This is a genomic window from uncultured Caballeronia sp., assembly GCF_964243625.1.
Classification (GTDB): Bacteria; Pseudomonadota; Gammaproteobacteria; order Burkholderiales; family Burkholderiaceae; genus Caballeronia.
In genome coordinates, this window is the sequence record NZ_CAXTGZ010000690.1 from 1 (window position 1) to 3,070 (window position 3,070).

The window sequence follows — 3,070 nt, forward strand, 5'->3', positions numbered from 1 at the left end:
TACAAAGTTACGTAACCAAAATCCGAAAAGCAATATTTTTATAACAAAATATCGTTATAAATCAACGGGTTAAGTGTATTGCTTCAGACGTGCCGAAGCGTCCCGCAGGCTGTACCCGGGGGACGTTTCAAGGTGAAATCAAGTTGATTCAGGCGGGCTTTCGCGTGCCTTCTCTATCGGTTTTCGATGCTTGCAAATGCTTCGTCAAGCGTCATCACGGCGGCGTATTTCTGCTGCATATCGAAGAGATTTGCATCGTGCGGACCGATCGCGCGATCACCGACGCAATCCGAAATGACCAGCGGGCGGAAGCCGTGCGACATGGCATCGACCACACTGGCGCGCACGCATCCGCTCGTCACCGCACCCGCCACGATCAGCGTCTGGACCGCGCGTTGCGATAACCACGGCGCGAGTTGCGTGCCGAAGAACGCGGACGGCACGGTCTTGCGCACGACCAGTTCGCCGGCGGCGGGCGTGAGTTCCGGCACGATTGCGCTGTTCGGGTGATCTTCGGTCAGCGTCGCCATGCCCGGGACTTTCAGGGAGAAGACGTTGTCGTCGCTGCCATCGGCGGCATAGACGATCCGGCTATGCGCAACCGGCCATTTATTGCGCCGCGCTGCCGCAAGCAAGTGCGTGGTGCGTTCAATGGCCGGTGCAATGTTGCCGCCGCCGAAAGTCTTCGGGTCCGCGAAACCGACCACGAAGTCCACGATCAACAAGCCGATATTGCCTTTCACCGGCAATGGCGTGCCGAATCCCTGCTGCTTGTAGACGCCGGATTCCGCATGGCTCTGGATGTCGCTCATTCAATTGCTCCGATTCGAGATTGTGTTATCGGTCCATCACCACGCCGTCGCGAACCACGGCTTCGCCGTCGAGCATCACATCGCAATGACGCAGCGGAATGTCGATGTGACACGTCGTGGTGCGCTTGCCGCCGGCTTCGTTGTTCGGTCCAAGAGAAAACAGGAAATTGCCTTCGAATGCACGCGCATCCATGCCGATGGTCGCCTCGCGGTCATAGAGCCCCAACGTGGACCAGCGAGCGCGTGGCTGCAAACCCCAGCCTATATGCGAGATCGCATACCCTTCGGGATCGTTGAACGAAGCCATGTAGTCGCTGAGCAGGGCCGCGTCCACGCCACCATCGATGCGCGTTGCGTAACCATTCACAACAGTCAGCGTGATCGGATCGCTCACGTAGCGTTTTTGCGGCAGCAGGATGTCGCCGCGATCGATCACGATCTGCCCGCTTGCCTGGCCTTCGTTCGGGAACGTGAGCACGAAACCGCTTGGCCAGTGGTCCCAGCGGCCGGGTTCATCGACGAAACCGTATTCGGAGATTGCCGGGAATTCGCCCAGCGGACACACCAGTTCCGTACCCGCTTTCGACTTCACCCGCATTTCCTTCGATACCGTGATCCGCGCAGCCGCAGCGCGCACGCGCGTTCGATCGGCCTCGGTCGGAATCATGCGCACGAGTACTTCAGGCGGTTCGACGGCGAGCAGGATCTTCGTGCCGGTCTTGAGGATCTCGTGCTGCTCCGGCGAGAACAGCAGCGTCATCAGGTCGAGCACGAGATCGCTTTCCTTCAGCGCCGCAATGGCCGCGTGATTGCCGGTCAGCGGCGTGGTGCCGAGGTATGCGAGCGAATCGCGGCTCAGCGCCTTCTCGCCGTTCACCGGCAGCAGGTCGAGCCGGTTGACGATCGCGCCCATCGACTGCGTGGTGATCAACGCGCTCGACAACGTCTGCGGATGCGTGGACGCGCTCGTGAGGACGGTGACGGTCTGGCCAGCCTGCAGCTTCGATAACGTCAGCACCTCTTTCCACGCGGCAATCATTTCGTAATCGCTGATAGGCATGACAGTTCCTTTTTGGGTGATCTATGCGAGCTTTGCGCCGAGGAAATCGCCGAATGCTTCGTAGAAGCCGGCTTCGTTGTCCCACGGAATCATGTGGCCGGCATCCGGCACGCGCGCGTGCAGCAAACCCGGCGCGAGCGCCTGCATTTCCTTCACGTCCTCGTCGAGCACCACGTCGCCGCGTGCGGCCGTGATCAGCAGCGACGGCACGCGCAGGAGCGGCAGGTCTGCATGGATGTCGTCGGTATGGAAACCTTCGAACGACGCAAGCATCGCGCGTTCGTCGCAGGTATGGAGCCATTGCGCGCGCACGCGGCGTTGTTCTTCGGTCCACGTCGGGCAGAAGGCGAGCATGCCTTCCGCGTCGATGCCCTTGACCGCGAGGCGGATGGAATCGACGTACCACGGCAGTTTCGCCGGATACGCGCGGCGGCCGGGACCGGACACGGGCGGATCGACGAGAACCGTGCGCGTCAGGCCTTCCGGTGCGCTGCGAGCGGCGCGGATTGCGATGCGGGCGCCCATCGAATGGCCAACGAGCGCATAGTGTTCAAGGCCGAGCGCCTGAGCGAGCGCGATGACATCGGCGGCTTGTGCGTCGAGACCGTAGTCGAGCGTAGCCGTGGCCTCCGACAAACCCCGGCCGCGGACGTCGAGCACGTAGGTATCGAACTGGCGGCCGAGCACTTCGCCGACGAAACCCCACGTCACCGCCGGGCTGGTGATGCCGGGGATCAGGATCACGGCAGGGCGGCCGGCGCGCACGCCGTCTGCACCGCCATAGCGCAGGAAATGCTGACGAATGCCGTTGGCATTGACGTTCGCGCCGTAAAGCAAAGTTGAGTCCATCGCGGAGTCCTTGGATGAGTCGAGAGCTTGCATCGGAAGGTTCGACAGGGCGATCAATATGCGCCCGACAGCAGCGCGCCCGCGCCCGGCACGACGCGCTCGAGATCGAGTTCGCGCAGCATGGCGTAGGTCGTCGCGATCGCGGCGGTGATGACCGGCTTGCCTGTCATGGCTTCGACTTGCGGCACCGCGGCAAGCGACGGCATTTGCACACACGCCGACAGTACGATTGCATCGACGTCCTTGTAGTTCAGCGTCTTCACGATTTCCGGCAAGAGGCGCGGGTCGTGACGGCCAACGTCCAGGTTGTCGGGGATTTCGAGCGCACGGTAATCAACGACTTCAAACC

At 61.7% G+C, this 3,070-nt stretch carries 3 protein-coding genes and 1 pseudogene; all 4 read right to left on the reverse strand.

Annotated features, from left to right (window positions below):
* Nucleotides 1–173 precede the first annotated feature (173 nt).
* The gene (locus ACFFAR_RS29350; protein ID WP_062001075.1) at nt 174–812 is read right to left on the reverse strand and encodes an N-carbamoylsarcosine amidohydrolase; all 639 of its coding nucleotides are present in this window, start codon (nt 810–812) and stop codon (nt 174–176) included.
* Nucleotides 813–837: 25 nt separating this feature from the next.
* Nucleotides 838–1,872 carry a 2,5-dihydroxypyridine 5,6-dioxygenase gene (locus ACFFAR_RS29355; protein WP_375509028.1) on the reverse strand — a complete coding sequence of 345 codons (1,035 nt, stop codon included), beginning with the start codon at nt 1,870–1,872 and terminating at the stop codon, nt 838–840.
* 21 nt (nt 1,873–1,893) lie between these two features.
* Entirely contained in the window at nt 1,894–2,721 is an 828-nt protein-coding gene (locus ACFFAR_RS29360) for an alpha/beta fold hydrolase (RefSeq protein WP_174363540.1), read from the reverse strand.
* A 53-nt stretch (nt 2,722–2,774) separates the two neighbouring features.
* A pseudogene (locus ACFFAR_RS29365) lies at nt 2,775–3,070 on the reverse strand (Asp/Glu racemase); the annotation flags it as partial.